This is a genomic window from Ruegeria sp. BH6, assembly GCF_056538105.1.
The window spans coordinates 132032-157460 of the sequence record NZ_JBQFSR010000007.1 but is presented as its reverse complement, the minus strand read 5'-3'; the positions used below and the strand labels follow the sequence as shown (position 1 = coordinate 157460).

Genomic DNA, 25429 nt, shown 5'->3' with positions numbered 1-25429 from the left:
CGGTTCTGTTTGCTTATCGAACTACGAATTCAGCGTGCAATGCCCCGGCGGCCTTGATCGTTTTCAGTATGTCGATCATGTCGCGGGGCGACACGCCCAGCGCATTCAGCCCGGCCACAACCTCGGACAGGGTGGTTGCCTCGGGGATTTCGGCCAACCCGGTGCCCTCTTCTTCTTCGATACCGGCGAAAGTGCGGGGGACCACAACCGTTTCGCCGCGGGCAAAAGGGTTGGGCTGAACTGCGATGGGGGATTCCTCGACTGTCAGGGTTAGATTGCCTTGTGATACCGCGACCCGTGAAATCCGAACCTCTTGCCCCATGACGATGGTGCCCGAGCGCTGATCAACCACGACGCGCGCCTTGGTTTCCGGTTCGACCAGAATGTTTTCGATCCGACCCAGCGCATGCGCGGTTGAAACCGACTGGGTTGCCGCAATGTTGAGTTCCACCGTGCCGGAATCCCGCATAATCGCCACTGCGCGGTTGAATTCTGTGTTGATCGCAATCTCAATCCGACTGGCGGTGGTGAAGTCCGGCTCGCGCAGGGCAAGGCGCATTTGCGTCAAGGTTGACAGGTCAAAATCGATCTCACGCTCAACCCGTGCGCCCGAGGGGATCACGCCGGAGGTCGGCACTCCCTGAACAATCGAAGCAGCCTCACCCTCAGCCACGGCGCCACCGGCCAGAACCGTGCCTTGCGCCACAGCATAGATTTGCCCATCGGCTGCGTTGAGCGGTGTCATGATCAGGGTGCCACCCAACAGGCTTTTGGAATCACCAATGGCCGACACCGTCACGTCGATCTGCCCGCCGACCCGCGCGAAAGGCGGCAGGCTGGCGGTCACCAACACAGCCGCTACGTTTTTAGGGCGAAAATCTTCGCCATTCACGTTGACGCCCAGCCGTTCCAGGATGTTCGACATAATCTCTTCGGTGAAGGGTGAATTGCGCAGCCCGTCGCCAGTTCCGTTCAGCCCGACAACCAGGCCATAGCCGACCAGATCATTGCCCCGCACCCCGTCAAAATCCACAAGGTCCTTCAGGCGGATCGTGCCAGCGGATGCTATCCCGGGCAGCAACATCAGTAGGAAAACAAAAAGCTTCATCTTAGGAAATTCACCAGCGACAGGTTCGCATTGCGAACGGTGACGGAATACAGGCTCTCCAACTGGAACTGGACGGTCTGCAACTGTGAAGCGGTTTCATAGGGACCCGCAGCGATCAACTTGTTCCTGCTGAATTCAAGGCTGGTCTGCGCGGCGCTGTTGCGCGTGGCCGCCTGTTCGATCCGAGCCTCTGCTGAACCGACCTGAGCGCGCAAGTTCACCACATCGTTCTTGGTGTTGGCCAGATCGACGCCCAACTGTGTAAACAGGGCGGTGCGCTGATCACGCGGCAAGTTCAGAGCATTGTCAGAGACCAACGCCGCAACGGCAATATCCCGTATCGCATCCTTGATCGCGGGGTCGGTGGCTGTGATCGGGATCGTGATGTTTTCATTCTCGGATATCTGCATCGGTGCCAACGCATTGCCCGAGCCCTGGTAGATCACCGCGTCAAAACCGGCGGGGTCGTTGAACCAGTCTTCTGCCGCCTGTCTGATATCCGCCGTTGTGACGTATCCGCTCAGCTCCGTTTCAAGTGCGCTCAACAACTTGTCGGTTGACGGCAGGGGGGAGACATCAGTGGCCGCGCCGGAATACAGGCTGCGTCCACCAGCGCGGGTGTTCAGCGCTGATATGATCGTATCCAACTCGTTCCGGGCCTGAACCGATGCATTTTCATGGCTTACCGCCTGGTTTGACGTGCCGAAGGACAAAAGGGAGGAGGTCAACTCGGTCACGGACTCGTTAATCGTGGTCAAGCTCAGCTGCATGGCATCCGTGAACAGCCCAGTCTCAGCCGTCGACACCTGATAGGCGTCCAGGCGCGACAGGCTGCGGTCCAGATCCAGCAGATGGGAATAGTCGCCATCCAGCCGCCCTGAGACATCCTGAACCTTGCCGGTCGACATCTCATAAGACAGGGTTTCGATTTCGTTTCTGAGTTCAGTCGAGCGGGTCCGCAAAGTCATGCCCCGCGCCAGATCGCCAATAGACGTCAAATTCATCATCAGAGCCTCAACAAGGTTTGCATCAATTCATCCACTACCGAGATGACCCGTGCGTTCGCGGCATAGGCCTGCTCGATCTCCATCAGGTTCTGCAATTCCTGGTCGGTATCCACGCCCTGCTCCGCTTCGGTTCTGGCCATTTCCAGCTGCGCGCTGTTGGCAAAGGTCAGGCGCTGGCTGGCGGTATGAGCGTCCGATCCGGTTCTGGACATCAGCGCCTCGGTCAGATCCGAGGCGCGCATGTCACCGGTGCCAAAGGGCGACCCCGCGACGGGTCGTGCATCGCTGAGAATGGCGCCAAAGGCCTGCAATTGCGTCGCATCGCCCGGATCGCCGGGGGCCACCGCACCAAGCCCGTCGCGCAAGCGCCAGCTGTCACCTCCAGTGTCGGGATCAACAATCGTGTTCAGGCTGATGCGCGAGGCCAGCCCCTCAGGCGCAGTGGCATCGAAGCGGTTGCCGGCTTCCGTGAACAGACCGGGATCGGTAGGCAATGCGGTGGGGTCCAGACCGGGTGTTTCGAACCGTTCGATCATATCCTGCGCGACCGAGTCGAGATGAGCCTGTGCCTCAACCGCCAGCTCATCGCGGATTTCAAACTGCGCCATCAGCGCGCCGCCGCGTATCTGGGCGTTGTCTCCGCCGGTGCGCACCGGGTTTCCGTTCATCTCCAACCCCGACAGCAGCCCATTGCCCACCGTCATGTGGGGTTTGGTGTCGCCCGTGGTGGTAAAGGAAAATTCGGCAGCCGTGCCTTCCAGCAGGATCAGGCCACCGTCTGAGTACAGCGACACCTGATCGTTCGCACGCGGAACCGCGTTCACCGGCACCAGCTCATTCACCTGATCAATCAACACCTGCCGCTGGTCCAGCAGGGCACCAATATCGCCACCCGCATGTTTGACCGACGGAATTTTGGCGTTCAGCTTCTCGATATCCTTGAGGGTTTGGTTCAGGCTCTCTACCTGCTTTCCAATGGAGCGATCTGCGTCCGAGCGCAGCTGCCGAACGCCTTCGGATGCCGAATTGAGCGCGTTGGCCAGATCACGGCCCGCGCGGGCCACCTGATCCAGTCGCTCAGAAGAATCTGGCAGGCTGGCAGCGGTGATCAGGCTGCTGTCGAACTCGGCCAACCGATTGGCAAGCGATGTGGGATCGTCAACCGTGCCAACGGCGCCCTCAACACTGGTGTGAAAGCTGGAAACTGCAAATTGGTAGGCCAGTTCCGCATCGGTGGTGCGACGGTTAGCGGTTAGAACCGGGTCCTGATTGCGAATAACCCCTACGGTGCGCACCCCGGTGCCCGAAATCACGTTTGTCGTCAGTTCCAGCGACCTGCGGGCATAGCCGGGCGTCCGCGCGTTGGCGATATTGTCCGACACGACCGAGGTGCCGCGGCTCGAGGCCGTCAGGCCGCTGACGGCGTTGTTGAATGCTGTCGACAAATTCATCAGACAGGCCCCCTTTCCGGGTCAAAACCCAAATCAGCGTTTGATGTTGGTGGTTTCTTGCAGCATCTCATCAACGGTCTGAATCACCGTAGCAGCCGAGGAATAGGCGCGTTGGGTCTGAATCAGCGAAGTCAGCTCGGTCGCGATATCTGTGGTCGATTCCTCGCGCGCGAAAGACACAAGTTCACCTGTTGGACCTTCCCCTGCGTTCCAGAGAAAATATGTGCCGCTTTCCCGTGATGGCGCATAAGTCTGGCTGTCCAGCGCGGTCAGGCCATTGGGATTGGGCACATCCGCCAGCGGGATCTGGAACATGCGACGGCTGACACCAGTGTCATAGAACGCATATACATAGCCATTTTCATCGACCTGAACGCTGGTCATCGTGCCTACGGCTGACCCGTCGCGTGTTATCGAAACGGGCGCAAAGGTATCGGACAGTTGCGTGATGCCGTCCGCATCGCCGATCTGGCCGATATTGATCTCCATCGGGCCACCTGCGACGTTGACCACAAGGCTGCCGGTTGCCGGGTCGTAGGCCCCGCCCGACACGGTGGCGACGCTGGCCAGTGTACCGCCAGCGGTGCGGCTGTCGGTGAACGTCAGCGTGTATTCCCCGATCACCGCCCCGCCCGAGGCTGAGTCGCGCAGCACCATGGTCCATTCATTGCTGCTGCCGGCCCCGGGGACGGTTGGCACAAGTTCGATATCCACGCTTTCGGATTTGCCCAGGTTGTCGAAATATTCAACCGACAGGGGTTGTGTGTCGCCCGGCGACCCGGCTTCGGTGGCCGTTGCGGGCAAGTTCATACGCAGATTCATCTGTGTGGTCGGTGCGCCGGACAGTTGATTGACGCTAAGCTGCACGGGCTCGAGCGCCGCTGGGGTGTCCCGCGGCACCGCGGGAATTGAACCGTCCGGGTTGGCGCGCCAGCCCAGCAGGACCAAGCCGGATTCGGTGACCAGATACCCTTCCTCATTGGTGCGGAAAGAACCGGTCGTGGTCAGTTGCATCTCATTCGAGCCACCCGCGATTTGCGAGCTTGGGCGAACCGGCAGCATGCCTCGGCCGCGTACTGCCAGATCGGTTGAATTGTTGGTCGTCACCAGTGACCCGCGCTGATCGATCAGACGCTGGCTGGTGGTTCTGACCCCGCCCGCCGAGTAGCTGCCGCCCTGACCCGAGGTGACCATCGAATGAAAATCCGTCTCGACCCGCTTGTAGCCGAAGGTCGACGAGTTGGCGATGTTGTCTGAAATAGTAGCCAGCCGGTTGGCGTTGGCCTTCAAAGAAGCCACACCGGCATTCAGCGAGGAGGAAATCGTCATTGGCACGCCCTTCTGTTGCGTCAATCGTTGAGGCAACAGCTAACGCACTGCCCCTTAACAGCGCGCTAACAGTTAAAATGCGGCCTATCCTGTGTGTTCAGGTGTCGCGCAGAAAGATGATTTCGATCCGGTTATTGCGCACGGCCATCGGGTTTTCATCGCTCAATTCCCGGTCGGCATGACCGGTCACGCGATCCAGCCGAGAACCCGCAAAACCCTTATCTTCAAGCAGTTGGCGTACCACTTGCGCGCGCGAGGTCGATACATCCCAAGACGGGTCCTGCGCCAGAACCACGGGCGAGGCGCTGACGTGACCCTCGACCGAGACAGCATTTGTCACCAGATCCGAAGATCGCGTCACCAGCAGGGCCAGCGCCCGCATCATCGGGGTCGGTTCATCCGTTCCCGATTCGAACAGCGGCTGATCCTCGGTATCGAACAGCTCGACCACCAGACCTTCGTCAGTGATGCGCGTGACGATATGTTTCAGCACCTTGTCCGACACCATACTTTCCCCGGTATGCCCCAGAAGCTGCGCTTCGAGCGTCGAGAAATCCTCGGACATTTCCTTGCCGCCATCGGGATTCACGCCGATCGACCCCCGCGCTTGCCGCGCAATCGTCGGGTGCCGCTTGGTCGCGCCCGAGCCATCCATTACCATGGTCACTTCGGAAAACATGTTGTTCCCGCCAAAAGCCCCATCGCCCCCGCCCGAAACCGGGTTTACCGGAATTGTTGGCGAGAAATAATCCGCCAGCCCTTTGCGTTGTTTCTCAGTCGTTGCATTCAGCAGCCACATCAACATGAAGAACGCCATCATGGCCGTGACAAAGTCGGCATATGCAACTTTCCACGCACCACCGTGGTGACCATCGCCACCTGACACACGTTTCTTCTTGATGATGATTGGCGCCGCATTGGATTGCGCACCCATCTCCACCACCTTTTTTATCACCCAACTACAGGGGTAGCCGGGCAGGTCTTAAGGTGGGCTTAACACTTAAAACTGTCCGGATTTCGCTAGCGCGGCAGGTTGGCGCTGGCCCGCCGCAGGATCAATTGCAGACGGTTAAAGCTGTTTTTGATTCCATCTGGCTCGGGTTTGCCAAAGAACGCGTCCAGTTCCTCATGCACGCGCACGGCCTGATCCAGCAGCGGGTCTGCGCCTTCGGCATAAAGCCCGGCCTTGATCATGACTTCGGATTGTTCATAGCTGCCGACCAGTTTGCGGGTTTCCGAGATCAATTGGTTTTCCTCTGCGGTCGCCGCCCCCGGCAGGCTGCGCGATACCGAACGGCTGAGGTCAATCGCCGGAAACCGCCCGCGCTCGGCAATGTCGCGGCTCAGCACGATATGCCCGTCCAGAACCCCGCGCAGGATGTCGGCCACTGGTTCATCCATATCCGATCCCGCGACCAGAACACTGAACACGGCGGTGATATCACCTTGGTCCGCCGCTCCGGGACCCGCGCGTTCACACAACCCGGCAATCAGCGGCGTGACCGAAGGTGGGAAGCCCCGCAACGAAGGCGCTTCGCCCATGGCAACGGCGATTTCGCGGTGCGCCTCGGCAAATCGCGTCACCGAATCGGCCAGAAACAATACGTTCAGCCCCTGATCGCGCAGATACTCGGCCACCGACATTGCCGACCAGGCGCAACGCCTGCGGGCAAGCGCCGATTGATCGGACGTTGCGGCCACCACGACCGAACGTTTCATCCCCTCGGGCCCCAGCGCCTGTTCGACAAACTCGTTCACCTCGCGCCCGCGCTCGCCCACCAGCGCCACAACCACCGCATCCGCCTGCATTGATTTCGCGAGCGTTGCCAGCAAGGTGGATTTTCCGACGCCCGATCCGGCGAACAGACCGATGCGCTGACCCTGGACCACGGGCAGCATCGTGTTGAGCATCGCTAAACCGGTCTCCATCCGTGCGCCCAGCGGTTTACGTGCCACAGCGGGGGGCGGGGCACGCATGATGTCCTGCTCATGTGCGCCCGAAAGCAGAGGTTTCCCGTCCAGCGGTTTGCCAAAGGGATCGACCAGGCGCCCCAGCCAGTGCATGCCGGGTGCGAAAGCGGGTGTCTGGTCCAGAATCACCCGGTCACCCAGGCACACCCCATCCGGCGCGGCGGTTGGCATCATGTGAATACCGTCGGCCTCGACATGCAGCACTTCGCCCGGCAGATCCGTGCCATTACGACGCCGCAATGTCAGGTGGTCACCGGTTCGCGCCTGCCCTTCAAGCCCTTGTATTTCAATGACTCCGCGTGCCACGCCGGTAACGCGTCCCATATGGCGCACAGCAGACAGACGGTCGAATTCACACTTCAGAAGCATCGGGTCGAGATCGGACATCGTGGGTTCTCCAACGGGTTTCTGCAAACGCTTTCTAAAGGAATCGGGGTTAAGCCTTGATTGAAATTGATCGAGGGAGAAGCCCCGATGTTCTATGACCTGAACGTCTTTAAGGCAGCGTACGCAATGGCAACCCATGCCGGGCAACGGCAGGCAGTGATTGCGCGCAACATGGCCAATGCAGATACGCCCGGCTATCAGCCCCGCGATATCGAGGGTTTTCAGAAAGCATTCGAAAAATCAGACCGTCAGGTTTCGATGACCGCCACCCGCGCGGGTCATCTGAACGGCGCCACCGCCCCACAGCCCTGGGCCGAGTTTGAGGTTGCGCCGTCAGGCGATCCAAACGGCAATGGAGTGTCTGTCGAGGAAGAGATGTTCAAAGCGGTCGAGGTCAAGCGTCAGCACGACCGCGCGCTGACCATTTACAAATCCTCGATGAACATCCTGCGCAGCAGCCTTGGCCGGTCATAAGGAGTGTAAGACATGAGCGATTTTTCCCATTCCCTAGCCGCCTCAACCAATGCTCTGCGTGCGCAATCAGCCCGCCTGCGGCATGTGTCCGAGAATATCTCGAACGCCGATACGCCAGGTTATCGCCGCAAAACCGTGCCGTTTGAGACGGTGCAAAAGAACGGACAAGAGTTGGTGCAGGCCGGGCGCGTCAAACTGGATCGCCGCGAGGGTTCGCGCATTTATGACCCCGGTCACCCGATGGCGGATGAAACCGGCCATTACCGTGGCTCGAATGTCGATCTGATGATCGAAATCGCAGACGCACGTGAGGCGCAGCGCAGCTATGAGGCCAATCTCAAGATGTTCGACCAGTCACGCCAGATGTCGTCGAGCTTGATGGAACTTCTCAGAAAATAAAGGACACCAGAATGGATATCCGATCCCTGACCGCGGCACAAAACTATGCTGTCGCTCGCCCGGCCACACAGGCCGATCCTGATCACGCCGGATTGGCGCAAGGGCTGCGCAGTACGTTTCAGGACTTTACAGCGACGCTGAAGCATTCCGAGCAAATGTCGCAGGCCGCCATGACCGGCCAGGCCGATCCCCACGCTCTGGTACAGGCACTGGTACAGACCGAGCTGGCCGTGGAAACGGCGGTCATTGTCCGCAACAAAGTGGTCGAGGCGTATCAGGAAATCCTGCGGATGCCGGTCTGATCGGATGCTCAGCGAAGGTCTCTTCTATGACATTGTGCGCCAGGCGCTGTGGGTCGCGGTCATTACCTCGGTTCCTATCCTGGCGGTGGCGCTAGTGTCGGGCCTGATCGTGGGTCTGTTTCAGGCGCTGACCTCTGTGCAGGAAATGACACTGACCTTCGTGCCCAAGCTGATCGCCATCGTCATCGTGTTCTGGATATCGATGGGGTTCATGACCCAGACGCTGGTGACGTTTTTCACTACAACCCTCATCCCATTGATCGCCGGAGGTCGCTGATGGATACCGCCTATACCACTTTGTCCCGTCAATCGGGCCTGATGAATGAAATGCGGCTGGTGGCGAATAATATCGCCAATGCCAACACCACCGGATATCGCGCGCAGGGTCTGGTGTTTTCTGAGTTTGTCCGCGACTTGCCGGGCAACCCGTCTCTGTCCATGGCACGGGCCGAGGCGCGCAACACCTCATTGCAGCAGGGCCTGCTGACGGAAACCGGCGGCCAGTTTGATTTTGCCATCGAAGGTGATGGGTTTTTCATGGTCGAAACGCCATCCGGCAACAGGCTGACCCGGGCCGGGGCGTTCTCACCCAGTGCCGAGGGTGATTTGGTCACGATGGACGGCCACCGGGTGCTGGACAGCAACGGCGCACCTGTTTTCATCCCGCCGGATGCTGCGTCGATTGACGTTGGCAGCGATGGCACACTGAGTATCGAGGGGCAATTGCTGGGGCAGATCGGCGTCTATCGTGTGGCCGATCCCGAAACGCTGGTGCGTGAAGGCAGCACGCAGTTCCGCGCCGAGGGCGAAATTGACCCGGTCGAAAACCCAGTGGTGCTGCAGCGTTTTCTCGAAGGGTCCAACGTCAATGCGGTCGAGCAGGTGACCCGGCTAGTGGAAATCCAGCGCGCCTATGAGCTGGGCCAAAGCTTTCTGAAAACTGAAGACGAACGTCTGCGCGGCGCGCTCAAGGCGCTGATGCGTTGATTTGTGAAAAGGAGATTTTGACATGCGAGCATTGAAAATTGCGGCTACGGGCATGACCGCGCAGCAGATGCGGGTCGAGACGATCTCGAACAACCTGGCGAACACGAACACCACCGGCTACAACGCCCGCCGGGCTGAGTTCGCGGATTTGCACTATCAACAAATGGCGCGGGCCGGGGCGGTGAACGCCAATGACGGCACCGTTCTGCCCACCGGTATTCAACTGGGTCTGGGTGTGCGTCCGGCGGCTGTCACGGTGCAACTGGCGCAAGGCGGATTGTCGGCCACCGGGAGCGATCTGGACGTGGCCATCGAAGGGCGTGGTTATCTTGAAGTAACGCTGGCCAATGGTCAGTCGGGCTATACCCGCGATGGCAGCCTGAAACGATCCGCCGAGGGGTTGATCGTCACATCAGACGGGTTTGCCGTCGCGCCCGAGATCACTATTCCTGACGATGCCCGGTCGATCTCGATCAACGCTGCGGGCGAAGTTTATGCCTATTTCGACGACACGGCAGACGGGCAGCTGTTGGGTGAGCTGACGCTGGCCAGTTTCTCGAACGCCAAGGGGCTTGAGGCGATTGGCAGCAATCTTTTCAAGGAAACCGAAGCCTCAGGCGCACCCGTGGTCGGCACACCGGGTGAGGATGGTCTGGGCACGCTGCGGCAAGGGTATCTTGAAGACAGCTCGGTCGATGCGGTGCGCGAAGTGACCGAACTGATCGAGGCGCAGCGGGGATATGAGATGAATGCCAAGGTCATTTCCGCCGTCGACCAGATGATGGGCGCAACCACACAGGTGCGGTGATGCGGTTTCTGGTTTTGATGTTGGCCCTTTTGGTGCCGGCCTCGGTACAGGCTGAAATCGTAGTGCCGACACGCACTATTCGCGCCAAGGAAATCATCTCGGCGACTGATCTGGAGCTTAAGGCCCAGCAGGTGCCCGGCGCGATAACCACGCCTGAGTTTCTGATCGGGCAAGAGGCCCGCGTCGCGCTGTATCCCGGACGCCCGATCCGTGAAGGCGATGTGGGTCCACCGGCCCTGGTGGATCGCAACGATCTGGTTGTCCTGATCTTTGACCGCACATCGCTGTCGATCACCGCAGAAGGCCGCGCGCTGGGTCGTGGGGCCGCCGGGGATCGTATCCGGGTCATGAACCTGTCCTCCCGTACCACTGTGACGGGCCTTATCCGGCCCGACGGCCAAATCGAGGTAAAATGATGTCGCAACTTTCGAAATCTCTGTTGTTTGCCGTTCTGGCGGTGTCAGCCTGCGGGCGCTTGGATCATCTGGGCAAACCGCCAAGCTTCACTCCGAACGAGGACTCCCCCGAACATGTCGCGATGTTGTGGCCGGGCCTGCCTTTACACACCCAGCCGCAGCGCAATGTCGACAAATCCTCACTTTGGAGCGGTGGGCAACAATCGCTATTGGGCGATCAGCGGGCGATCAAAAAGGGGGATATCCTGACGGTCGTGATTGAGCTGGACGAAAAAGCCGAGTTTTCGAACGACACGGAACGCTCGCGGTCTGCTTCGGAAAGCCTTGGCATCGTCGGCTTGTTTGGCCTGCCACAGCGCGCGGCGGATCATCTGCCGGAAGGGGCATCGCTGGCGGACGCGGTCGAGATCGATTCCGCCTCAGAAAGCACGGGTGAAGGATCGGTTAAGCGCAAGGAAAAGCTGACGCTGCGTGTGGCCGCGACCGTGATCGACGTGCTGCCAAACGGGGTGCTGTCGATTTCGGGCTCGCAGGAACTGCGCGTCAATTTCGAACTGCGCGAGCTTTTGGTGACGGGCTACGTGCGACCACAGGATATCTCGCGCAAAAACGAGATCACCTATGACAAGATCGCCTCGGCCCGCGTGTCTTATGGCGGGCGCGGACAGATCACTGACGTGCAGCAGCCGCGTTATGGCCAGCAGATCCTGGATGCTGTGCTGCCGTATTAAGGAGCGGATGTGATGAAGAAACTTCTACCCGTCGTATTCTTGCTGATCGGTCTGGGGGCCGGTATCGGTGCCGGAGTTGTGTTTGCGCCCTCCGGTGAACCGAAAGAGGCCGCAAAACAGGAAAAACCCAAGGCCAAGGCGGAAAAACCCAAAGAGACATCCGCCAAGAAAAAGGACAATGCTGGGAAAAAGGACACGCAAAGCGACTATGAATACCTCAAACTGACCAAGCAGTTTGTGGTGCCCGTCGTCGATGCGGACCGGATCGCGGCGTTGGTCACCATGTCGCTGAGCCTTGAAATCACTCCTGGCATGACCGAAGCTTTCTACGCGCTTGAACCCAAGCTGCGCGACGGGTTTTTGCAGGTCATGTTTGATCACGCCAATACCGGTGGTTTTGACGGCGCATTCACTGAATCGGACAATATGAGCGTTCTGCGCAAAGCGTTGCTGGAGACAGCGCGCAAGGATTTGGGCGATGATGTGTTTCAGGTCTTGATCATGAGCGTCAACCGTCAGGACGTTTGATTCTGACGGGGTTATACGCTGTTTAGTAGGGTGACGATTTCCGGTGCTGGGCGCGTTTGTGCGCCTTTTTTTGGGCGTCTGACAGGTTGGTGACGGCTTGTTTGCGGCCAAAGGCCGTGCGCAGCGCGTCCATCGCCGACAGTTTTTGCGCCCGAATCCGCGCCAGTTCCATATTCAACTTGCGGCGCGTGGCCGACTCCCAACCGTTCCACAACACATCGGTGCCAGTGACTCGGTACCCCTCGGCCGCGGCGCCGTCTTGGCGTGATTGCCGGACTTGCGCGTCCAGCCGCGCCAATTGCTGTTGCACGCGTGCTTCAGCCTCTAGCAGGGGGCGCAGGGCGTTGTATTCTTTTTGAAACACGGCCTCTGTAACGTTTTTCAGGTCTGATAGGGTGGCTTGTTTCATCTGACCTGTCCCTTGGCCTTTTTGCGCATCGCCTCTGCAAATCGGATGGCAGCAGCGACGGGGCGATAATGTTCTTCCGCGATTTCCTGTCCGATCTCGACGGCGGCATGCAGGGCGCGGGCCGTGGGCGGGTCGGAATGAATGGGAACACCAGTCTCAGCTGCCCGGGCTCGGATCGCTGCGGCCACCTCGTCCACGCCCTTGGCCACGCAAACAGGGGCTGACCCCGCCGTCCGGGCCCATTTCAAGGCCACCGCGTAATGGGTCGGGTTGACGATCACCACATCCGCCGAGGGTACGTCGGACATCATCTGGTTCGTGGCAATGTCCTGCGCGCGCTGGCGGCGTTGTTGTTTGACATGCGGGTCGCCCTCGGCATCCTTGGTTTCGTCCTGAATTTCCTTGCGCGACATCCGGTTCCTGCGAATATGCTCGGCATGTTGCCAAAGATAGTCGATCACCCCGATGGCAAGCGCCACGGTGATGACGATGAACAGGAAGCGAAACAGAAAATTCATCATCAGCATGACCGATGACCGCGCCGGAGCGGCGCTGGCGGACAGAATCTCGTTTAGGTTGGAGCGCAGAAACAGCGCCAGACAGGTGCCGTAGATCACCAGTTTCACAAAGCTCTTGGCGAATTCGAACAGGCCGCCGCGCCCGAATTTGTTTTTCGCATTCGAGATGATCGAGATGCGGGACAGTTTGGGTTTCAGCTTGCTGGGCGCAAAGATCAGCGCACGCTGGGCGATCAGGCTGAGCAGAACAGCGGCGGCGGGCACAGCAAACAGAACTGTGACGGACAACAGCGCCGTTTTGACCATCCCACCGACCGGGCTTGCGGCGGGCCCGTCGGCCAGCAAGGGAGCGATAGTGTCGGCCTGATCAATCAGCACGACAAACAGGCTTCCCATATGTTGCACGCCGAATTGCCCGGCCGCGAACAGGGCAATGAGGAACCCGGCATAAGCGGCAACCACGGACAGGTCGTTGGACTTGGCAACCTCACCCTTTTCGCGCGCTTTCTGGAGCTTCTGCGGCGTCGGCTCGTAGGACTTGTCGCTGTCGTCTTCGGACCCGCTCATCTCGGGTCCTCAAGCGGGTTAAGCATGAAGGCAAAAAAGGCATCAGACCAGACAGACAAGATCAGGGGCGTGCCCGCGAACAACAGGAACAGGCCTGCAAAAGTAATGGCCGGAGCGCCAACAAACGCCACCATCAGCTGCGGCATCGCGCGGTTGATGACGCCAAGCGCAAGGTTATAGATCAGCGAGGCGATCACGAAGGGCATAGCCAGCGCAAACGCCAACCCAAAACTGCGCGCAATTTGCTGCACCCCCCATTGCGACAGGTCCGGGGCTAGTATTGGGGTGCCTATTGGAAACAGCGTATAGCTGTGGATCAGAAACTGAGCGACGCGGATGTGCAGGCCGAGCAAAACCGCCAGTGTCAGGCCAGCCAGTGTCAGAAGATATCCCATCGCGGGTACGGGATCTGCAGCAGCTGGACCCAGAATCTGCGACAGCGATGTTGCCTGCGCCGCAATCGATCCTGCCGTTTGCAGGGCCAGCACGAACAGTCGCAGCGACATACCCAAGGCCATCCCGATCAGCACTTCGGTCAGAACCAATCCTGCCATTGGCAACAGGCCGGGTGGGGCAACAGGCGCCGCAATCGCTGGTGTCACAATAAGGGTAAAGGCAGCCGCGATGCCGAATTTGACACGGGTCGGAATGCTGCGCTCGCCAAAGGCGGGCAGCAGCGACACCATGGCCGAGACACGCAGGAAGACGGCAAAGAGGTGCCACAAACCCTCACCCAGCTGGGGCAAAAGCTCGGGCGGTAGCGCGATCACGCGGGCACCGTTCCAACCAGCGAAGGCCGCGCCTCGAGCCCGATTTCCTCGAACGACAGCACCGGGTTGGCTATGCCGCGCGCGTGCATGATGGTGCGCAGCAAACGGCGACGGCGGGTCGAGGTGACCAACGCCGGAAACAGCCCGTGATCGGCGGATTGCGCCACACTGTCGACCACGCCATCGGCCAGCTTGTTGAACAGGTTCGGCGGCAGCGCCACGTCGAGACCCGCTGCAGGCGCGTCGATCTGGTAGGTGGTGAAAGTATCCTCCCACTCCGGGGCCAGTTGGATCAGCGGGATCGATCCGTCTTCGCGTTTCATCTCGGCCACCAGTTGGAAACCCAATCGCTGCCGGACCAGTTCGCAGATGCCTTCGGGCTGTGTGGTGGTCAGCCGCGCCTCGGCCACGCTCTCAAGGATCAAGGCCATGTTGCGGATCGAGACCCGTTCGTCCAGCAGCAGACGCAGCACCGCATGTAGCGTGTCGATCGGTACCTTGTCGGGGATCAACTCGTCCAGAAGCTTGCGGTTGGCCTCGGCCCGAACCGGATCGCTGAGCCGTGTCATCTCGGATAAAAGGCGGCGCAGGGATTTCAGCGTCAGCAGGCGTGAGAAGTTCTGTTTGATGATCTCAAGCAGATGAGTAGCCAGAATCTCGGGCGGGGAAACGATGGTGGCCCCACTAAGCGCGGCGGCCTCTTGATCCTTGGGCAGAATCCAGCGGGCGGGGGCGCCATAGACGGGCTCGGTCACGTCATTACCCTCGGGCAGCATGTCGCGGTCATCCTGTACTAGCGCCAGAACCAGATCGGGGTTCAACACGCCGCGCGCCTGTTCGACGCCCTGGACCTTGACTACATAGGTGCCCATGGGCAGATCGGCGCGGTCGGTCAGGCGGATGTCAGGCAGGATCAGGCCAAAGCTTGAGGCGACATAGGTCCGCATATTAGCGATGCGCGCGTCCAGCCCGGTGCCGGGGTTGAGGACCATGCTGACCAGATCGGGGGCAAACTCCAGATGCACATCGTCCAGGTCCAAAATATCGCCAATGGCTTGCGAGACCGGTGTGTCTTCCTGCGGTGTTGGCGCCAGCGCCTCTTCCGCTTCGGTCTTTTGCTTGCGATGGACGTTATAGGCCGCATAGCCCAGAACACCCGCCCCCAGGATGAATGGCAAAAAGGGCAGGCCAGGCACCAGCGCAAACAGCACCATCAACATGGCAACTGTTGCCAGGGCCGCTGGATGCCGGCCCAGCTGCGAGAAGATTGCGTTGTCGGTCGCCCCCTGCGTACCGCCGCGGGCCAGCAGCAGGGCCGACGCGATCGATATGATCACCGCCGGGATTTGCGACACCAGCCCGTCACCGACGGTCAGGATGGCATAGGTCTCGAACGCGAATGAGATTGGCATCCCATGGACGATCACACCCATGATCAATCCCATCACCAGGTTGAGCAACGTGATCAGCAGCCCGGCTATCGCATCGCCTTTGACAAATTTCGACGCCCCATCGAGAGAGCCGAAAAACGTCGTCTCTTGCTGCTCACGCTCGCGGCGTTCTTTGGCCTGTTGGTGGTCGATGGCCCCGGCGGACATGTCGCTGTCGATGGCGAGCTGTTTTCCCGGCATGCCGTCCAAGGCAAACCGCGCGCCGACCTCGGCCATGCGGGCAGCACCTTTGGTGATGACCATGAAGTTCACAATCAAAAGCACGCCGAACACCACCAACCCCAGAAAGATACTGCCGCCCATGACGAAGTCGGCAAAACCTTCGATCACGTCCCCAGCGGCATTGGGTCCCGTGTGCCCCTCTCCGATGATAAGCTTGGTCGAGGATACGTTCAGCGAAAGCCGCAGCATCAGCGAGGCCAAAAGGATTGTCGGGAAAGACGAGAAATCCAGCGGCCGTTCGATAAACAGCGTCAGCGTAAAGATCAGGATCGCCAGCGCGAACGAGGCTGCCAGGCCCACATCCAGCACCCAGGCGGGCATCGGCAGGATCATCATCACGATGACCGTCATCAGCGCCAGCGCCAGCAGCACGGTCGGAGAAAACAGGGAACGGGCGTCGATCTTGGGCACGCATGCCTCCTAGTTGAACGAGATAAAGGCGGTGGCAGTGCCCGAAGGCGGAACCAGCGACCCCAGCGCGCCGCCACCCGGTTGTGGCAGATTGACCGGGATCAGAGGGGTTGCGGCGGTGGTAAACGGGTCGCGCGCGGCCCGTTCCGGGGCAGTGGGCAAGGATTGATCCAGTTGTGCCAGTACGGTCTGAAACCGGCCCGAGTAAGCATTGGCCAGCGATGGTGTGCGGGAATGATAGGCCCCAACGGCTGCGGGCCACGATCCAAGCTCGGCATACAGTTCATTCAGAAACCGGGCGGCGTAGGTGGCGTTTTCATCCGGGTCGAACATGGCGTCGATGGACTGGAATGCCTTGCCGTGCCAACGGTAATTGATCTGAAAACAGCCGATGTCAAAGCTGCGCTTGCCTGCTTTGAGAATGTCGAAAACGTAAGATTTCGCCTCAAACTCGGACGTGAACCAGTATCCTTGCCCTTCGACATTGATGGTCCAGGGCCAGGGTTCCAACTGCCCGCCGCGCAACCGCCCGGTTTCCACCCGCGCAATCGCGCGTAAGACATCCAGTGGTACACCCTGGGATTGGGCAGCGCGGCGCGCGGCTGCATCGCAAATGCCCGCCCCGCTGGCATCGGGCGTGGCAAAGACCTGTTGCGCCGCACACAACGCAAGCAAACTCAGGCCAAAGATCAAACGATGGGGCATTCTGCCGGTCCGGGATTCTGATCAGTCCCGGCCAAGCTAGTCCTGCTAGGGTTTACAGAGGGTTATCAGCCGTTCAGATTCGATCAATCCGGCGGCCGAAGACAACGCTGGTATTGGTGCGCAGCACGCCGGGGATCTTGGCCAGATCATCAACCAGAATATCCAAATCCTCGATCCGCGGGGCCTCGGCCGATAGCAGCAGGTCGAACTCGCCATTGATCGACAGGCAGAGCTTGACCTCGGGGTAAGCCTCAAGCCGATTGATGATGCGCTTGGTTTCCTTTTGCTGCACTTCCAGCAGCACGACCACCTGTACGCGCGGGGCGTCTTCGGGGCTGTTCAGAACCACCGAATAGCCTGCGATCACGCCACGCTCTTCCATGCGGCTGATGCGTTCATGCACGGTGGTTCGGGCCACGCCCAGCTTCGCGGCAATCTTGGTGGTCGATTCGCGAGCGTTGTGCTGCAGGGCGGCGATGATGCGACGGTCTAGCTGATCCATGATGCACCAAGGTGTAATGCACCGGGGCAGGGGGGCTCAAGACATGTCAGCACGTTCTTTTGAAACGGCTTTCCGGTCCGAACGCGGCCAGATCACAAGGGCCACCATAACCCCGGGGGCCGCGATCAGGGTCATCCAACCCAACGTTGCCGCCGTGCTGGTTGTGGTCATGATCCAGCCGGTCAATGGATATAGCACCAGCCAGCAGGCGTGCGACAGAGTGAACTGGGCGGCAAACACGGCTGGTCGGTCTTCGGATCGGGTCGAGCGGGTCAGCAACCGGCCTGAAGGCGTCAGCGTGGCGGAATAGCCAAACCCGATGCAGGCCCAGAGTATTGCGAGACCGATCAGAGAGATCGGCATAGCCGCGAATAGGATGGCAGAGAGACCAATTGCCAGGATTCCGAAAATGGCCCCGCTCAGCATAACGGTGCGGTCCATGAACCGATCTAACAGTTTGGGCAGGGCAAATGCGGCCAGCATCGAACCGCCGCCGAACCCGGCCAACGCTATGGCCACAGCGCTTTCCGACAGGCCCAAATCGGACCGTACAATTACAACCGTATTGACGATAATCATCGCGCTGAGGGTCGCTGCTGTCCAAGTCAGGGCAAGTAATCCGCGCAGTCGGGGTGTATGCAGGTACAGGCGAATGCCGCGTGTCGTACGGTCATAAATTCCACGGCGTCTTGTCGGTTTGGGTGAGGGCAGGGCAACCGACACCACCAACAGTGCCGAGGCGATGAACCCTAGGCCCGTACCCCAGAACAGGCTGTCGAAACTGACGAACAGCAAAAGCCCTGCGGCCAGAGCAGGGCTGAGCAGGCTTTCAAGATCATAGGCAAGCCGTGACAGGGAGAGCGCCTTGGTATAGTCCTGCTCATCGGTCAGCACGTCGGGGATGGTGGCCTGAAACGCCGGGGTGAACCCGGCGGATGCGGATTGCAGGACAAAGATCAGCACGTAAACCTGCCAGATCTCGGTCACGAAAGGCAGGCAGACCGCAACTGCCGCACGCACCAGATCCAACGTCACTAGCATCCGGCGGCGGTCGAGCCGCTCTGCGAAGGCTGCGGCAAGTGGGGCGACGACCACATAAGCCACCATCTTGATCGTCAGCGCGGTTCCCAACACCAGACTGGCCGCGCCACCTGCCAGATCATAAGCCAGTAGCCCCAACGCAATTGTCGCCAAACCGGTGCCCGTCAACGCAACGACCTGAGCCCCCAACAGATGACGATAGGTGCGGATTCGCAGGACACTCAGCATCGGCGGTTCGGACCTTTTTTCAATTGGCGTCGCGTCAGGGCCTGCTTAATGCCAGGCGCAGAGCGGCCTTATCCATTTTCCTGTCAAAGCAGGTGGGGTCAAGAAATCCGCGCATGTTTGTCGCATTCTATTGATGGCGTTGAGTTTACGGGCCAAACCTCCTATCTCGGGGGCGATATCGCATAAAGGAAGACCCCGTGGCGAACCATCTTTATAAAAACGACCTGCCGGACGGGTTGGACCTGGGCCCTGTGGTGGCCATTGATTGCGAAACCATGGGGCTGAACCCGCATCGCGACCGCCTGTGCGTGATCCAGATGTCGGGCGGCGACGGCAACAGCCATATCGTGCAGGTTGAAAAGGGCCAGACGCAGGCACCAAACCTGTGCGCCATGTTGGAAAACCCCGACGTGTTAAAGTTATTCCATTTTGGACGGTTTGACATTGCCGCGATGTACCACACCTTTGGCGCACTGGCCGCGCCGGTCTATTGCACCAAGATCGCCAGCCGTCTGGTGCGCACTTATACCGACCGTCATGGCCTGAAGAACCTGTGTCAGGAGCTGATTGGTGTCGATATTTCGAAGCAGCAGCAGATGAGCGACTGGGGGGCCGAAACCCTGACCGACGCTCAGCTGGAATATGCGGCCTCCGACGTTCTGTACTTGCATCAGCTACGCGATGCGCTGGACGGGCGTTTGGCCCGCGAAGGCCGTGCCGAGATGGCACAGGCGTGTTTTGACTTCTTGCCGATGCGTGCGAAACTTGACCTCGCAGGCTGGCCCGAAACGGACATCTTTGCACACTCATGACTGATAACGAGTCCTTTCTGAGAACCGCCAAACAGGTCGTCACCGACGAGGCCCGCGCGCTGGACGTGCTGGCAGACAGTCTGGACGAGCACTTTGCCGAAGCCGTGCAGATGATCCTGCAGGCTCCGGGTCGCATCATCATCAGCGGCATCGGCAAATCCGGCCATATCGGTCACAAGATTGCGGCCACCCTGGCCAGCACCGGCACGCCTGCCTATTTCGTGCATCCGGCCGAGGCCAGCCATGGGGATCTGGGCATGGTCTCTAAAGGTGATGTGGTTGTGGCGATTTCCAATTCGGGCGAGGCACCGGAACTGGTAAACCTGCTGGCCTTTACCCGCCGCTTTGGCATTCCGCTGATCGGCCTGTCCAGCAAGCCGGAAAGCACGTTGATGAAGCAGGCCGATGTGCATCTGCTGATCCCGTCGCTGGGTGAGGCTTGCGGGTTCGGCATGGTGCCCTCGATCTCGACCACGCTGACATTGGCGATGGGCGATGCGTTGGCCATTGCGCTGATGAAATACCGCGACTTCCAGCCCGAGGATTTCCGCGCCTTCCACCCCGGCGGCAAACTGGGGGCGCAGCTGTCCACTGTTCGCGATCTGATGCATGCCGACCTGCCCGTGGTGCCTGTTGGCACCCCGATGAGCGAAGCCTTGCTGGTCATGAGCCAGAAAAGCTTTGGTGTCGTCGGCGTGACCGACGAGGCGGGCCGCCTGATGGGCATCGTCACGGATGGTGACTTGCGCCGGAACATGGAAGGGTTGCTGAACAGAACCACCGAAGAAGTGATGACCCGCAACCCGATGACCATTGCACCAAACGCTATGGCGGAAGAGGCGGTTGCGATCATGAACGATCGCAAGATCACCTCGCTGTTTGTAGTTGATCCCGAAGGACAGGGGCAGGCCGAGGGGCTGCTGCACATCCACGACTGCTTGCGCGTCGGTCTGGGCTAGGTAGGGGCTGAGCGGTGGACGGACATTCACGCATGGTTCAGTTTTTTAAGGTGGTGCTGCCGTTGGTGGCCATCTTGATGCTGTCCACTGTGTTCTTGCTGTCGCGCAGCATCGAAACCAATGTGTCCGTGCCCTTTTCCCAACAGGATATCGACGAACGGTTGGCCGATCAGGTGGTGACGCAGCCAAACTACCGCGGCACCACGCGCAAGGGCGAAGAGGTCCAGATCCAAGCGACCCGCGCCACGCAAGGCACCGAAGCTTCCACCCCGACAGCGGCCGAGTTCCGGGGCCGCCTGGGCCTTTCGGGCGGCGGCGTTATCACGTTGGATTCCAACTCTGGCATGATCCGCCCCGACAAAAACACCGCAACCTTTATTGGCGATGTGGTCATAACCTCGACCGATGGCACCGAGATCACAACCGATCTGCTGAACACCGCGCTGGATGAAATTCGCGGTGATGCGCCGGGTGAGGTGCATGGCACCGGGATTATCGGCAACATTTCAGCAGGTGGCATGACCTTTGGAACGGAAAAAAAGGACGGACCGGTCCATATTATTTTTACAGACGGCGTGAAGCTGATATACGAGCCTGAAAAAGCAGAAAGATAACCTGTGTTCGATTTTCGATTTGTTCCACTTTGCCTTGTACTGACACTTGGTGCTTTTTCTGCGGCGGCGCAGGAGACTCAGGTTGCGTTTGGCGCGGTCAAGGCTGACCCTTCGCTGCCGGTCGAGGTGACCTCGGAAACCCTCAACGTCAATCAAGAAAACGGCTCGGCCGAATTTGTGGGCAATGTGATCGTCATTCAGGGGGAAATGCGCCTGACCGCTGAACGGGTGCTGGTTCTGTATAATGAGGATCGCTCGGGTATCGAGCGGATGGAAGCGACCGAAGATGTGGTTCTGGTCAGCCCGCCCGACGCGGCCGAGGGTGACTGGGCTGAATACACCATTGATTCAGGTGTGATCGTGATGAAGGGCAATGTGCTGCTAACGCAGGGGCCCAGCACCATCAGCGGCGATCAGATGAATGCTGATCTGACCACTGGCACGGCAACGATGACAGGCAATGTGAAAACCATCCTGCAGCAGGGCAATAATTGATGGCGCGGCCTGAACTGACCGTGGCCGAGGGGCAATCCGGCCTCAGAATAGAAAAGCTGCGGAAATCCTATAGCAAAAAGACCGTGATCCGCGATGTGTCGATGACGCTTGACCGGTCCGAGGTTGTGGCGCTGCTGGGTCCGAACGGGTCGGGCAAAACCACCACGTTCTACTCGGTTGCCGGGCTGGTCTTCCCTGAGGCGGGTACGGTTACGATCGACGGGCAGACCGTAACGACCTTGCCGATGTACCGCCGCGCGCGTTTGGGCATCGGATATCTGCCGCAAGAGATGTCGATCTTCCGCGGCATGAGCGTCGAGGACAACATCGCCTCGGTTCTGGATATCACCGTCCGCCATGCCCATCGCCGCAAAGAGCGGCTGGAAGAGCTGCTATCGGATTTTTCGATTGAACACCTACGCCGGGCACCCGCGCTGGCCTTGTCGGGCGGTGAACGCCGCCGGGTTGAAATTGCGCGCTGTCTGGCGGCCGATCCGAAATACCTGCTGTTGGATGAGCCTTTTGCGGGTGTCGATCCGATCAGCGTGGGCGATATCCGCCACCTGGTCGCTGATCTGAAAAAACGCGGTATCGGGGTTCTGATCACCGACCATAACGTGCGGGAAACGTTGGAGATTGTGGATCGCGCCTATATCCTGCATGACGGTCAGGTGCTGATGTCTGGCACCCCGGACGAAGTGGTCGAAAATGAGAACGTCCGGCGCGTTTATCTGGGTGAAAATTTCCGTATATCATAGGCTTGCGCAGAAATGCGCCGACTGCATGGCGGAAATCACGTATATACACGTCTGTTTTGATTGACTCTCCCGCCGTCTCTTGCCTCAATTGGGTCATGGCATTTCTTCGGTTTCCGTCTGGATCACGATGCCCCTTCCTGGAAGGGCAAATGGCGCGGCTACTGCAGGATATGCCTTTTTCCCCCACCCGATAAAAACACGTGCGTCGCGTAACGTGACGTAAGAATGGGTGTGAATTGTGAAGGAGATCACATGCGTTACCAAATCAGCGGAAAACAGATCGACATCGGCGCGGCGCTGCAAACTCACGTGCAGACCGAACTGGGCGAGGTTGTGGGCAAATATGCCCAGCGTCCAACAGATGCCAACGTCGTCTTTTCCCGTTCAGCGCATGAATATGTATGCGAAACCACCGTACATCTTTCTACGGGGCTGACGGCGCAGGCCAAAGCTCATGCAACTGAAATCTATGCAGCGTTCGAAGGTTGCTGCGACAAGATGGAAACACAGCTGCGCCGGTATAAGCGGCGTTTGAAGGATCACCACAAGGATCGGTCTGAGCCTGTTGAACTCTTTGGGGCGTCGTCCTATATCCTCGCCTCTGACGAATCTGACTCGGCTGCCGAACCCGAATCTCTGCAGCCGATGATCGTGGCTGAGATGGAAACCAAGATCCCATCGCTGAGTGTTGGTGAAGCCGTCATGCAGATGGAACTGGCCGGCGCTCCGGTGCTGGTGTTCCGGAATGAAAACAAGGACGGATTGAACGTCGTTTATCGTCGGGAGGACGGTAATATCGGCTGGATCGATCCGTAACAGGCAAGAATAGCAAAGGCAGGCCCCTGCAAATGCGGGGGCATCGCCATGGAGCGTAATCATGGAGCTTTCGAGCATATTGAAGCCCGAAGCAGTTCGCGTACTGTCCGCCGCTTCCAGCAAGAAGCGGTTGTTTCAGGAAATTGCGGATGTGGCTGAGGCAGCGTTGGGCCTTGATGCCCAGATTGTTGTCGAAGGGCTGCTGGAACGGGAAAGCCTGGGGCCGACTGGTGTGGGTCATGGCGTGGCTTTGCCGCATGCCCGTATGGCTGAATTGGAAAACGTTTCAGGCGTGTTTGTCATGTTGGAAAAACCGATCGATTTCGGATCGGTTGACCGCCAGCCGGTCGATATCGCCTTTGCCCTGTTCGCCCCAGAAGAGGCCGGGGTGGATCATCTGAAAGCACTGGCGTTGGTGTCCCGCACCCTGCGTGACACCTCGGTCTGCGCCAAGTTGCGGGCCAACCCGGACCCGGTCAAGTTGTATGCGATTTTGACCGAAGCGCAGTCTATGCAAGCGGCCTAAGCCTTTAAGGATATGAAAAAAGCCCCCGGTTTTCCGGGGGCTTTTTCGTTTTCGGATGGGATTGCGGTTAACCGCCAGCGCCCATTTCCAGCGTCCACCAGATTTTCCCGCCACCTTCCTGATGCCATGCAAAACCCATCTGCGTGGCCTTGGGGTCCAAAATCACCGAGCGCGGACCAGGTTCCTGCATCCAGGCGGCTAGCGTTTCGGTTTCGGTTTCATAGGTCTCGGAAATTGCTTCGCCCAGGAACGTGCCAAAATAGCCCACGCGCTGTGCGCGGTCGATTGGCGATGATCCGTCCGACCCAAAATGCCATGGGCGGTTTTGCCGTGCCATGTCCTTGGCGTGGGTGGCGGCCGCGGCATTAAGCTGCGAATTCAGCTGCACTGACTGCAAGCCCTGCGCCTGACGCAGTGCGTTGACCGAATCAAGCATGCGGAACTGCAGTTTTTCGGGATTGCCCCGGATTTTGTAGACGGTCGGCAGCGGCCGGCCATCCGATCCATATGTCGGGGTGCTGCTGGGTGTACATGCGGCCAGCGCAATAAAGCAGGCAAACAGTAGTGAAATAATACGCGTCATGATCGACCTGATGATTGTGTTAATCTACGGCATAGCGTGACAGACCGTCTTGAGCAAACGCACAATGGACCCATTCTGCGTGATTCTGCCGGTTTGATTTGCGACTGAAGCATTCTGGCAATAGAATACGACAGATTTTCAGACTGGCCTTAGCAAAGGACCGCCCCTCATGGTCAAGAAACACATTCATGTAGCTTCCCGTCGCGGATTCCTGGCCGGGGCTTCAGCCCTGCTGGCCTCACCTGCGATTGCGCAATACATTCCCGGCGACCCGCTGCGCCCCGCACCCGAGGCGGAACCCAATGTGCGGCGAAATATCTCGGGCTTTCGTGCGTTGGATTGGCAACCCTATTTCTCGAACACAAATAACGGGGCCATTCTGGTCGATACCGTCTCGCGCGCGTTACATTACTGGTCCGACGACCAGCGGGTGTATAAACTTTACCCCTCGTCCGTACCTCTGACCGAGGAGCTGACGCGCCGTGGTCGTACAAGTGTGATCCGCAAAGTCGAGGGTCCGAGCTGGTCACCCACGCCTTCGATGAAAAAGCGCAACCCCGAATGGCCGGATTATATCCCGCCGGGTCCTGATAACCCATTGGGAACGCACGCTTTGTATCTGAGTTGGAAGTATTATCGCATCCACGGAACGCATGATACGCGCAAAATTGGCCGCCGTTCGTCGAATGGGTGCATCGGATTGTTCAACGAGGATATCGCGGAATTGTTTTCAATGGCGAAGGTCGGCACGCAAGTGTTGCTAATTTGACGACATTTTCGCGCACGAACCCGCTTGCGGCGCAAGTTGCAATTGCATTCCAGTCGGATAGCTGGTTAGAAAAAAACACGAGGTAAGTCTTGGGTGTGCGGTTTCACTATTCGGAACCGTGCAAATTCTGGAGGTTAATATGAAGAAACTCGTTCTCGCCGCTGCACTGACTGCTGCTGCTTCGACCGCTTATGCCGGTAACCTGGAAGAGCCGGTTGTTGAAGCACCGGTTGTTGTAGAGGAAACTCAAGGTTCGTCGCAGGGAATCATCCTGCCGCTGATCCTGCTGGTCGTAGTTGCCGCAGCTGTTGCAGCAAGCTAATTTGACGAGCGTCATCTAGAGAAAAGGCGGTGGAGCGATCCACCGCCTTTTTT

The 25429-nt window shown here is 59.1% G+C and carries 32 protein-coding genes; 18 read left to right on the top strand and 14 right to left on the bottom strand.

Annotation, left to right across the window (positions count from 1 at the left end):
- Nucleotides 1-13 precede the first annotated feature (13 nt).
- The 6 genes from ACR0B8_RS15295 to ACR0B8_RS15270 form a co-directional block, all read right to left on the bottom strand.
- Nucleotides 14-1108: a flagellar basal body P-ring protein FlgI gene (locus ACR0B8_RS15295; protein ID WP_170361872.1), complete on the bottom strand. Its 1095-nt coding sequence runs from the start codon at nt 1106-1108 to the stop codon at nt 14-16.
- Nucleotides 1105-2115: a flagellin gene (locus ACR0B8_RS15290; RefSeq protein WP_480658877.1), complete on the bottom strand. Its 1011-nt coding sequence runs from the start codon at nt 2113-2115 to the stop codon at nt 1105-1107. Before ACR0B8_RS15290 ends, ACR0B8_RS15295 begins: the two co-directional genes overlap by 4 nt.
- Nucleotides 2115-3566 carry a flagellar hook-associated protein FlgK gene (flgK, locus tag ACR0B8_RS15285; protein WP_480658879.1) on the bottom strand — a complete coding sequence of 484 codons (1452 nt, stop codon included), beginning with the start codon at nt 3564-3566 and terminating at the stop codon, nt 2115-2117. The genes ACR0B8_RS15290 and flgK overlap by 1 nt, the downstream gene beginning before the upstream one ends.
- Before the next feature lie 33 nt (nt 3567-3599).
- Nucleotides 3600-4895, bottom strand: a complete 1296-nt coding sequence (locus ACR0B8_RS15280; RefSeq protein WP_170351880.1) for a flagellar hook protein FlgE — start codon at nt 4893-4895, stop codon at nt 3600-3602.
- A 97-nt stretch (nt 4896-4992) separates the two neighbouring features.
- Nucleotides 4993-5829: a flagellar motor protein MotB gene (locus ACR0B8_RS15275; RefSeq protein WP_170361875.1), complete on the bottom strand. Its 837-nt coding sequence runs from the start codon at nt 5827-5829 to the stop codon at nt 4993-4995.
- A gap of 86 nt (nt 5830-5915) precedes the next feature.
- Nucleotides 5916-7253, bottom strand: coding sequence for a FliI/YscN family ATPase (locus ACR0B8_RS15270; RefSeq protein ID WP_170361876.1), 1338 nt, complete (start codon nt 7251-7253; stop codon nt 5916-5918).
- Between the two features lie 87 nt (nt 7254-7340).
- Here ACR0B8_RS15270 and ACR0B8_RS15265 point away from each other — a divergent pair, with 87 nt between their 5' ends.
- The 9 genes from ACR0B8_RS15265 to ACR0B8_RS15225 are packed head-to-tail and all read left to right on the top strand — an operon-like array spanning nt 7341 to nt 11898.
- Nucleotides 7341-7727, top strand: a complete 387-nt coding sequence (locus ACR0B8_RS15265; protein WP_170361991.1) for a FlgB family protein — start codon at nt 7341-7343, stop codon at nt 7725-7727.
- Nucleotides 7728-7739: 12 nt separating this feature from the next.
- Nucleotides 7740-8126, top strand: coding sequence for a flagellar basal body rod protein FlgC (flgC, locus tag ACR0B8_RS15260; RefSeq protein WP_170361877.1), 387 nt, complete (start codon nt 7740-7742; stop codon nt 8124-8126).
- Nucleotides 8127-8137: 11 nt separating this feature from the next.
- Nucleotides 8138-8428, top strand: a complete 291-nt coding sequence (gene fliE / locus ACR0B8_RS15255; RefSeq protein ID WP_170361878.1) for a flagellar hook-basal body complex protein FliE — start codon at nt 8138-8140, stop codon at nt 8426-8428.
- A gap of 4 nt (nt 8429-8432) precedes the next feature.
- Nucleotides 8433-8705, top strand: a complete 273-nt coding sequence (locus ACR0B8_RS15250; protein ID WP_058282142.1) for a flagellar biosynthetic protein FliQ — start codon at nt 8433-8435, stop codon at nt 8703-8705.
- Nucleotides 8705-9415, top strand: a complete 711-nt coding sequence (locus ACR0B8_RS15245) for a flagellar hook-basal body complex protein (RefSeq protein WP_226689704.1) — start codon at nt 8705-8707, stop codon at nt 9413-9415. Before ACR0B8_RS15250 ends, ACR0B8_RS15245 begins: the two co-directional genes overlap by 1 nt.
- Before the next feature lie 22 nt (nt 9416-9437).
- A complete protein-coding gene (gene flgG, locus ACR0B8_RS15240; RefSeq protein ID WP_170379295.1) occupies nt 9438-10223 on the top strand; it encodes a flagellar basal-body rod protein FlgG in 786 nt (261 codons plus the stop codon).
- A complete protein-coding gene (gene flgA / locus ACR0B8_RS15235; protein ID WP_170379293.1) occupies nt 10223-10639 on the top strand; it encodes a flagellar basal body P-ring formation chaperone FlgA in 417 nt (138 codons plus the stop codon). Before flgG ends, flgA begins: the two co-directional genes overlap by 1 nt.
- Entirely contained in the window at nt 10639-11370 is a 732-nt protein-coding gene (flgH, locus tag ACR0B8_RS15230; protein ID WP_413247495.1) for a flagellar basal body L-ring protein FlgH, read from the top strand. Before flgA ends, flgH begins: the two co-directional genes overlap by 1 nt.
- 12 nt (nt 11371-11382) lie before the next feature.
- Nucleotides 11383-11898: a flagellar basal body-associated protein FliL gene (locus tag ACR0B8_RS15225; RefSeq protein ID WP_170379289.1), complete on the top strand. Its 516-nt coding sequence runs from the start codon at nt 11383-11385 to the stop codon at nt 11896-11898.
- A 22-nt stretch (nt 11899-11920) separates the two neighbouring features.
- Here the strand turns inward: ACR0B8_RS15225 and ACR0B8_RS15220 are convergent, their stop codons facing one another.
- The 7 genes from ACR0B8_RS15220 to ACR0B8_RS15190 all read right to left on the bottom strand — a co-directional run bounded on the left by ACR0B8_RS15220 (nt 11921) and on the right by ACR0B8_RS15190 (nt 18722).
- Nucleotides 11921-12307, bottom strand: a complete 387-nt coding sequence (locus ACR0B8_RS15220; protein ID WP_170361884.1) for a hypothetical protein — start codon at nt 12305-12307, stop codon at nt 11921-11923.
- Nucleotides 12304-13392: a flagellar type III secretion system protein FlhB gene (gene flhB / locus ACR0B8_RS15215; RefSeq protein WP_170361885.1), complete on the bottom strand. Its 1089-nt coding sequence runs from the start codon at nt 13390-13392 to the stop codon at nt 12304-12306. Before flhB ends, ACR0B8_RS15220 begins: the two co-directional genes overlap by 4 nt.
- The gene (locus ACR0B8_RS15210) at nt 13389-14162 is read right to left on the bottom strand and encodes a flagellar biosynthetic protein FliR (protein ID WP_226689705.1); all 774 of its coding nucleotides are present in this window, start codon (nt 14160-14162) and stop codon (nt 13389-13391) included. Before ACR0B8_RS15210 ends, flhB begins: the two co-directional genes overlap by 4 nt.
- Complete coding sequence (gene flhA, locus ACR0B8_RS15205) at nt 14159-16246, bottom strand: flagellar biosynthesis protein FlhA (RefSeq protein WP_170399474.1); 2088 nt, start codon at nt 16244-16246, stop codon at nt 14159-14161. Before flhA ends, ACR0B8_RS15210 begins: the two co-directional genes overlap by 4 nt.
- Nucleotides 16247-16255: 9 nt before the next feature.
- Complete coding sequence (locus ACR0B8_RS15200) at nt 16256-16951, bottom strand: lytic transglycosylase domain-containing protein (RefSeq protein ID WP_480658885.1); 696 nt, start codon at nt 16949-16951, stop codon at nt 16256-16258.
- A gap of 73 nt (nt 16952-17024) precedes the next feature.
- Nucleotides 17025-17453: an Lrp/AsnC family transcriptional regulator gene (locus ACR0B8_RS15195; protein ID WP_170379279.1), complete on the bottom strand. Its 429-nt coding sequence runs from the start codon at nt 17451-17453 to the stop codon at nt 17025-17027.
- A gap of 36 nt (nt 17454-17489) precedes the next feature.
- Nucleotides 17490-18722 carry an MFS transporter gene (locus tag ACR0B8_RS15190; RefSeq protein WP_170361889.1) on the bottom strand — a complete coding sequence of 411 codons (1233 nt, stop codon included), beginning with the start codon at nt 18720-18722 and terminating at the stop codon, nt 17490-17492.
- A gap of 197 nt (nt 18723-18919) precedes the next feature.
- Between ACR0B8_RS15190 and ACR0B8_RS15185 the strand changes: the two genes are divergently transcribed.
- From ACR0B8_RS15185 to ACR0B8_RS15155, 7 genes are all read left to right on the top strand, one after another.
- Nucleotides 18920-19534 carry a ribonuclease D gene (locus ACR0B8_RS15185; RefSeq protein WP_170361890.1) on the top strand — a complete coding sequence of 205 codons (615 nt, stop codon included), beginning with the start codon at nt 18920-18922 and terminating at the stop codon, nt 19532-19534.
- A complete protein-coding gene (locus ACR0B8_RS15180; RefSeq protein WP_170361891.1) occupies nt 19531-20493 on the top strand; it encodes a KpsF/GutQ family sugar-phosphate isomerase in 963 nt (320 codons plus the stop codon). The genes ACR0B8_RS15185 and ACR0B8_RS15180 overlap by 4 nt, the downstream gene beginning before the upstream one ends.
- Nucleotides 20494-20525: 32 nt before the next feature.
- Nucleotides 20526-21107 carry an LPS export ABC transporter periplasmic protein LptC gene (lptC, locus tag ACR0B8_RS15175; RefSeq protein ID WP_217356075.1) on the top strand — a complete coding sequence of 194 codons (582 nt, stop codon included), beginning with the start codon at nt 20526-20528 and terminating at the stop codon, nt 21105-21107.
- Nucleotides 21108-21110: 3 nt separating this feature from the next.
- The gene (locus ACR0B8_RS15170) at nt 21111-21602 is read left to right on the top strand and encodes an LptA/OstA family protein (protein WP_413247494.1); all 492 of its coding nucleotides are present in this window, start codon (nt 21111-21113) and stop codon (nt 21600-21602) included.
- Entirely contained in the window at nt 21602-22360 is a 759-nt protein-coding gene (gene lptB / locus ACR0B8_RS15165) for an LPS export ABC transporter ATP-binding protein (RefSeq protein ID WP_170351899.1), read from the top strand. The genes ACR0B8_RS15170 and lptB overlap by 1 nt, the downstream gene beginning before the upstream one ends.
- Nucleotides 22361-22612: 252 nt before the next feature.
- On the top strand, nt 22613-23176 hold the full coding sequence (gene hpf / locus ACR0B8_RS15160; protein WP_170351900.1) for a ribosome hibernation-promoting factor, HPF/YfiA family: 564 nt from the start codon (nt 22613-22615) through the stop codon (nt 23174-23176).
- A gap of 61 nt (nt 23177-23237) precedes the next feature.
- Entirely contained in the window at nt 23238-23702 is a 465-nt protein-coding gene (locus tag ACR0B8_RS15155; protein ID WP_170351901.1) for a PTS sugar transporter subunit IIA, read from the top strand.
- Nucleotides 23703-23769: 67 nt separating this feature from the next.
- Here ACR0B8_RS15155 and dalA read toward each other — a convergent pair whose 3' ends face one another.
- Nucleotides 23770-24285 carry a divisome-associated lipoprotein DalA gene (dalA, locus tag ACR0B8_RS15150; protein WP_170361893.1) on the bottom strand — a complete coding sequence of 172 codons (516 nt, stop codon included), beginning with the start codon at nt 24283-24285 and terminating at the stop codon, nt 23770-23772.
- A gap of 169 nt (nt 24286-24454) precedes the next feature.
- Here dalA and ACR0B8_RS15145 point away from each other — a divergent pair, with 169 nt between their 5' ends.
- Nucleotides 24455-25054 (top strand): L,D-transpeptidase, encoded by a 600-nt coding sequence (locus ACR0B8_RS15145; RefSeq protein WP_170351903.1) that lies wholly within the window; start codon nt 24455-24457, stop codon nt 25052-25054.
- Between the two features lie 139 nt (nt 25055-25193).
- Nucleotides 25194-25376, top strand: coding sequence for a hypothetical protein (locus ACR0B8_RS15140; protein ID WP_010442520.1), 183 nt, complete (start codon nt 25194-25196; stop codon nt 25374-25376).
- The last annotated feature ends 53 nt before the right edge of the window (nt 25377-25429 follow it).